Here is a 7,108-nt window from a genome sequence, read left to right as displayed (position 1 = left end):
TGGACTTCCCGGCAATATCACGTGGCTGGGGGGTAACGACCGACGGTAAGGACGGGAGCGGCAATAAAGTGACCGACCCGACGAACGGCATCCCGCCGATGGAGTGGTTTAACGCCCTGCAGAAACGTACCGATGAGGCCATTCAGTGGCTGCTGCAGCATGCGTTGCCCGACTGGGCTGCGGGCACGTGGCCGGCGGGCGCTGTGGTGGTAAACAGCGGCATCGTGTGGCGGGCACAGAAGGAAACCGCCACCGAACCGGCAGCCGATGCCGGCGACTGGCTGGCGCTGTTTCCGGTGGCAAATCTGGACAAGCGTTATCTGCATGCGGATAAAAACCTGTCCGATCTGACCGACACTGCTAAAGCCCGGGAAGCCCTTTCGCTCGATAAGGTCGGTAACTGGAATGCAGTTCAGGCCAACGGCGGTCTGCACTCATCCGGTAATCACCACATTTATATTGACTGGGGTGGTGATTCTAAATTTTACGGTACAGTGGACTCGACAGATGTAGGCGAGTTTTTTACCACTCAGAATCCACCAACGCCTGAACAAAGCCGATCATACCCTAAAACGGGTGGAGAGGTTGATGGTGAGGTGTGGTCTGCGGTCGGAAATAACTATCGTTTAGTTGGCAACAACCGCGGCGTGTTCTGGCGGTTTGACGCCAGCAGCATGTATCTGATGTTTACTAATGATGGCGATCCTCATGGTGGATACAACGCACTCCGCCCGCTGATGGCAAATTTTGCCACAGGTGCGCTGTCAACCGGGCATGATTTCACTGCGGGCGGCAATGTTTACAGTGGAGGTGGAGCCAGCCGTTTAGCTACAGACGGCAATATCTATGGCTCTGTATGGGGTGGATTTCTCAATAACTGGATAGCGGGTCAGATTTCAGCGCAGGTAGGGGCAGTACAGACCTGGGTGAGTCAGAACTTTGTAAACAGTTCGCGTCAGGCATCCGCCACGTGGTCTGGGAAAGTTGGCGGTGGGGCTGGGCTACAGGTGCCAGCTGGCTGCGTAGTGATAGGTGCCAGAAATAACGGAAGTTCAGACGTGGCGAACATGAGCCTTTTATATGCTGCCCAGCAAATTCTCGTTAATGGCAACTGGATGACAATAGGATTAGCGTAATGGTCTTAATGAAAAATCTGCACGTGTATAACGCCGAAATGATTGCCGGTAATTCCGTGCTGTTTCTGAAGGACGATGCCGGTCGTGACTGGTATGAGTCGCAGAAATTGTTTGACGATGAAACACTGAAAGTTGTTTTCGACAGTTCGGGCATCATTGTTTCAATGAATTATGATGTGTCAACGTTGTGGCCGGTAGATAATTCTGTCGCAGAAGTCGCCGCAGCAGATGTGCCTGAAGGAATCGATATTACCGGCAACTGGATGTTTGACGGCAAAAATATTGTGCCGCGTACCTATACCGCCGAAGAGTGGCAGGCGAGAGCGGAAGCACAGCGTCAGAACCTTCTCACCGCAGCTAACGCCGCCACCGCCGACTGGCGCACAGAACTTCAGCTGGACACCATCAGTGACGAAGACAAAGCCAGCCTGGTCAAGTGGATGGCCTATATCAAAGCGCTTAAGGCGGTGGATCTCAGCAGCGTCAGCGATGAGGCAGGGTATAACGCGATTGTCTGGCCGGAAGAGCCATAAAAAAGCCGCCGCACAATTGCTGGTGTCGGCATGCGTGCGGCGGCTATAGCATCGCTCAGAGAGCAAGGACGAGGTAGAACTTAATTATTATAGCTGGGATGGTTGAACATGGGCGTTTACTTCAGCGCCAGCAGCTGTGCCAGCGTCATATTTTTGATTTCGTCTTTAGACATGACCCTATAGCCTTGCTTCTCCATCCAGCCGCGAACCCGCTCGACTGTAGCGACAATTGCATCGGCAGGTACTTGCTCGGTGTAGCTGATCTGGTTGGTTTTTCTGTCGAAGTGGATCAGAAGAGAGTGACCGTCGCCCTGGATGATATCGCGTGATTCGGAGCGGTGAAGTTCCGCTTCCATGCGATTGAACTCAGCTATGTAAGCCTCTTTAAAAGCGGCGGCCTTCTTACCAGTAAACCCCATCACCAAAAAAGTGAAACCGTCTTTAGTCATCTCATACATTGGCAGTCTTCGACCCGTGCTATCCTGATAATCACTCACCGCAAAATTGCGGGCAGTGAAATCTTCAGAACAATCTAAAACGCGTATTTTTTTAAGAATATCATCGTGGCGTTTATGGAAAAAATCAGCGACAGCAGTTGATGTTGTGACTGCTTGGCCCGCGTGGATTGATATTTGGGGGATTTTGGTAGGAATTGATAGCATAATAAGTGCCTCTATGAGATTCGTTGAATGGTGGTCGGGTGCTTCAACACCGCTCATAGACGGCCCGTAGTTTTCCTCTGCGAACAGAGTGTTTTATGTGCTACGCGCCACCCGACCATTGTTCAATGAAATCTGGACACAAAAAAGCCGCATGACTGTCGGGCGCGGCATCCGCTATGAGAGGTGTGTTGAGCACCGAGGAGGAATGTATTAGATTGGGCAGGGTAATGTCAACAGCTGCTGTGAAGGTAAATTTGAAGGCACAGCCAGGAAGCGTGAGCCTCCTTCTTTTGGAGAACTTGTCAGCCGTGCTTCCCAATGGAAAGTCGTTATTTTGAAATTTTAAGGAATGGATAAATAAAAGAAGACCAAAACAGGCGTTTCAACTTGAGTTTGAGCGGGCGTTTTCTTTTAATCCCAGCCCACATAAAGTCTTTTTCTTCTTCTAATCTTTTCTTAAAGTCATTATCAAATTGTATAGTTGAACTATCGGCATGAGGTGTTTTACCTATAACTGATGGAATAACAGCCTCTACTTGGCAAACTGAGTATTCCTTTAAAACCTGCCATTTATCGGCAACCATCCAAACAGAGTAGAGGAAATTTGCCATCCTACAGGCAGCACTATTGTTTATCACATAACCATGCGAGCATGCGGCTTCTAATACCTCGTATATCTGGTGTTTTTTTTCATCTGACTTATATAAGGGCTTATTAATATATTTAGGTCCTTCCGTTAATAAGGTAACGGTAGGGTGTGTAGTATTTCTTTCTTCAATTTCTGACATAACGTCCACTGTCTTACAGTCTATAAGCGCGTCATCCTCCAGGATTAACGCCATCGGTATGCCCTCAGAGGCTATTCTTCTGTAGATGTTGATATGACTGAGTGCACAGCCCACTTCACCACAGCTAAGTGCGTAGTTCAGAGGTCTGGTTTCTTTCATGATGTCTGTATATGAGAGCTGAGATCCGTCAACAGCTTCGACTATTTCGTATTCAAGATTAAGGCGAGATAGTTGTTGTTCCATAGAAGCCCGACGCTCGGGGGATCGCGCCAGATTAATGACGAATATCTTCATCACAGATAGTCCTTTGAGTGGTTCGAAGGGAGAAATAAAAGAAGGCTGCCAACGAAGCGCTTTGAATCGTTGGCAGCACTGAGGCATGGTCAGCACGAGGATAAACAGGAATTGCCTCAAAGCAACACAACATCACGAGACAGCATACAAACTCAAAAAAACGCCCAATCGCAGGGCGTCACCGAATACCGATGCAATTAGCATAGAGTTTATATAGTTGTATCGTGAGGTCGCTCTCACAAGAGGGATTATATGGTTACTAAAGACAACGGACACTAAACACAATGTTCCGTTACGTATGAATTATTGATACAGATCATTCAAAGCACATTTAACAAACATAAGGTAAAAATGATTCGTGCAAAGTTTAATGGTTTTTATGATTTTTTCCTGTTAGGGAAAAGCTGGTGGCGTCAATAAAATTTACAGGATTTTGTGACCTGGCTAAAGATTCAAAAAATTGATTAACCACTCTCATCGCTATATGTGTTTTCGTTGAAATTTTATTGATTAAGGGAGGCCAAGACTGAGGTTTTTCAAAAACCAAGGGGTATGAAATGTTCAGCGAAGAAATGTTTAGCGACGAAGTAATAAAAGAGAATTTGGCTTTAAGCTTTATAGCGAGTAGTGGGAAATTATTGACTGAGCCAACACCGTCAATGATTTATGAGTATGCGATTGAGTCTCTCAGAAGGAGTAAGTTGGTTGAGGGGGAATTTGAAATTGTCTGGGGGCCCGCAGTACTAAAAGCAGATGAGGATGGAACTGGGGAGAATAGGCAAGACGATTTTGTAATTTATATGGCTAAGAATTTAAAAAATCCAGATGACTATAGAGTGGCAATAAGAGGTACAGTAACACCTTTTGATGCCGTAGTAGATCTTGATATTGATCAGGTTGAGTGGAACTCTGTTTATTCTAATTCACCTTCAGGTTTGAAGATATCTGAAGGCGCTTCTATAGCAAGCAATACTATTATCAAAGGTCAAAGTAACAACTTGCCGGGTAAAGATTTAACTTTATTTGACTTCATCAATACTCTCAGTTCACAAAGCGGAAAGGGTATAGATGTCACTTTTACTGGTCACAGCCTTGGCGGATGTCTCGCAATGACTTTGGCACTTTATTATAAATTGAGATTTAGCGAGAAAGAATCTAGTATCAATAAATTTGACGTGAAAGTACATTGCTGCACATTCGCTGCTCCTACAGCAGGTAGCAAGATGTTTGTAAATTATGCAGCTAAAATTTTCAATGGAGAAATTGAAAGTGGGGATACATATCAGAGTAAATTTTTAAGAGTATTTAACACCAATGATCTTGTACCGTGTGCTTGGGTATCGGACGAGCTCCGAAGATTCAGAAATCTATATGATGATGTGTCTCCTGTGCCTGAAAATATCAAAAAATTTGTTCTCGATTCTGTAGTATCCTCACTTGATGAGTTACCAGCAGGTGACAGATACACTCAGCCAAACCCAGTTTTAATGTTTTCATTCCCGCTAACAAGGGAGACATCAGACTGGAAAGTTCAGGTAGGGTATCAGCATGGGGATGCTTACCCTGGTTTCTATAATCTAATCAGCAAAGATGTCGATCTTAATTCTAAAAATGTCGAAGATATCATTATTGTAGTCAAGTAAAAAATCCTGATATCTTTATTCAAGAATTTTAACTGTTAGCTAAAGAGGGCTTTTAGCGCCCTCTTTCATTATAACTAAGTTGCAATTTTATAGGTCTATTTCGGAATCTGGCTCCACGGCTGAATTTTCATTAATGCATTTGGAGTAATACGCAAGGCTTTTTTTCGGTGTGCGTAAAAGGGTGTTTTTTTCGACGCGAATTAGACCGAATTTTATCGTAAGTCCAGATGTCCATTCCCAGTTATCTGTAGCAGCCCAATAAGAAAGTCCAAGAAGGTTGACCCCCTTAGATATTGCTTCAAGAGCCGCATCTAAATATTCATAAATATATTGGCTTCTAGGGGAGTCATCAATGACCCCATGAGAAGCTTCAGGTTCATCAAGTGCAAATCCAGTTTCTGTTATATAAATATCAGGTGAGTTATAATTCTTATGAATATATAAAAGAATTTCTGTCAGCCCATCAGGTTCTACTACAAAAGAAGATTGTGTTTTGGGGAGCTCTTTGGGTGCTTGGCCTGAAGTAAATCCAAAGAAATTTTTTGGGTCCGAGTCTGCTTTGACGTAGAGCCTGCAATAATAGTTGATGCCTAAAAAGTCAGGCGAGGAATTTATGATATCCATGTCATCATTTTTTATATATGCTTCAAAAGATGATAGCAAATCTTGCGGATAACCCTTACCATATAGAGGATCCAAGAAAACTGCATCAAATATTTCCCATGCCTTTCTTGCTGCTTCTATATTTTCCGGCGAATCATCTTCACCTCTTGTTCTTGAAAGGCTAAGTGTTGTACCAATTTTGACATCTGAAGGTAGATTTGTTCTAAGCGCTTTAAAAGCGAGCCCTTGTGCAAGATTAACGTGATGAATAGCTGCAAACATCGACTCCTTTGATGCAATTCCTGGCGCAAAGGTAGCAGTGCCATAGCCAAGCAAAGCAACGGAACTTGGTTCATTGAAGATAATCCACTTTTTGACTCGATCACTAAATAGCTCCGTTACCTTCAATGCATATTCAGCGAAGCGATAAGCCAAATTTCTATCGCGAAAATCTCCAGCCCAATCGGGAATATCCCAATGAAAGATAGTTGGAATAGGTTCAATTCCATTATCAATTAGTAAATTGATGATTTTATTGTAGAGCTCAACGCCTGTTTTATCTAATGAACCATTGTTATAAGCGGGTTGAATACGTGGCCATGATATTGAAAACCTGAAGGATTTAATGCCTGCTTGTTTTAGTAATTTTATATCTTCTTCATATCGCTCCTCAAACTCAGTGCATATCTTGTTGCTGTAATCATCCCCCTTTGGGTTTTTATCAATAAATATGTCCCAGTTACTTACACCTCTATTCTTTCGACTCTCAGTTTGAGGTGCTGATGAGGATACTCCCCAAAGAAATCCTTTTGGGAATTTTTTTGATAACATGGCACTACTCCTTATTTAGATTGACGTACAATGCACTTTTTTTTGAATTAATTTATAATCAATCGAATTCCGCTCTGCTAGAGCTATATAAAACTATATAAATCCAGTTAATCTGGATCACCTTTTCACTCCGACTTAAGCCCCGCCGCATAGGGGGATTCACCGCAGCGATTAAAATATAAACTCAAATGATTAAATGAATTTTAAATCAAGGCTTAAGCGGAGAGGCGAAGGCGAAAAAAGTTGACTGATGACAAGTCAAGCTATGAGAGCAGTTAACCGGAAGCCATGAAAGAAAATTGAGCATCATCATATTATACTCCGGTTAACCAGCACCCAAAGAATTTTATACAATTACTTTACTTAGTAGTTGTTGTAATTTATTAACTTCGAGCTTTGTGAACGGCTTCTTGTTGGCTATCTCATTAATTACCAGACGATAACCGGAGAATTCTAAATCAGACACCGGAGGGACATCAATATTTATATGGCCGGCAGAATTGACAGGAACAACTAATGTTACGTCTTCATCATCCACCGGACCGAATGTTATGAATTGTACTGAGTTTGGATTAACGAAGCAGTGACCTGAACACTTTGCGTTTCTGAGTGTAAGTA

The 7,108-nt window shown here is 43.5% G+C and carries 7 protein-coding genes; 3 read left to right on the top strand and 4 right to left on the bottom strand.

The features are described 5' to 3' along the window. Positions 1-1,136 (top strand): phage tail fiber protein (locus F3I20_RS24055; protein WP_190286182.1); only part of this gene is annotated, 1,136 nt, incomplete at its 5' end. Next, positions 1,136-1,669 carry a tail fiber assembly protein gene (locus F3I20_RS23590; RefSeq protein WP_223813140.1) on the top strand — a complete coding sequence of 178 codons (534 nt, stop codon included), beginning with the start codon at positions 1,136-1,138 and terminating at the stop codon, positions 1,667-1,669. The genes F3I20_RS24055 and F3I20_RS23590, both read left to right, overlap by 1 nt. A gap of 116 nt (positions 1,670-1,785) precedes the next feature. Here the strand turns inward: F3I20_RS23590 and F3I20_RS23585 are convergent, their stop codons facing one another. Beyond that, the gene (locus F3I20_RS23585) at positions 1,786-2,388 is read right to left on the bottom strand and encodes a Rha family transcriptional regulator (RefSeq protein ID WP_190286181.1); all 603 of its coding nucleotides are present in this window, start codon (positions 2,386-2,388) and stop codon (positions 1,786-1,788) included. Positions 2,389-2,660: 272 nt separating this feature from the next. Beyond that, positions 2,661-3,413, bottom strand: coding sequence for a glycosyltransferase family 25 protein (locus F3I20_RS23580; RefSeq protein ID WP_190286180.1), 753 nt, complete (start codon positions 3,411-3,413; stop codon positions 2,661-2,663). A 557-nt stretch (positions 3,414-3,970) separates the two neighbouring features. On the opposite strand from F3I20_RS23580, the gene F3I20_RS23575 reads away from it, so the two are divergent. Beyond that, positions 3,971-5,056, top strand: a complete 1,086-nt coding sequence (locus tag F3I20_RS23575; RefSeq protein WP_150016037.1) for a lipase family protein — start codon at positions 3,971-3,973, stop codon at positions 5,054-5,056. An 87-nt stretch (positions 5,057-5,143) separates the two neighbouring features. Here F3I20_RS23575 and F3I20_RS23570 read toward each other — a convergent pair whose 3' ends face one another. Then, on the bottom strand, positions 5,144-6,490 hold the full coding sequence (locus F3I20_RS23570) for a glycoside hydrolase family 1 protein (RefSeq protein WP_150038760.1): 1,347 nt from the start codon (positions 6,488-6,490) through the stop codon (positions 5,144-5,146). A 346-nt stretch (positions 6,491-6,836) separates the two neighbouring features. Continuing rightward, positions 6,837-7,108, bottom strand: a 272-nt coding sequence (locus F3I20_RS24300) for a hypothetical protein (protein WP_223822602.1), incomplete at its 5' end; no start/stop codon positions are given.

The sequence above is a fragment of the Candidatus Pantoea gossypiicola genome (assembly GCF_008632075.1).
Taxonomy (GTDB): Bacteria; Pseudomonadota; Gammaproteobacteria; order Enterobacterales; family Enterobacteriaceae; genus Pantoea; species Pantoea gossypiicola.
This window is presented reverse-complemented; position numbering and strand designations above follow the sequence as displayed.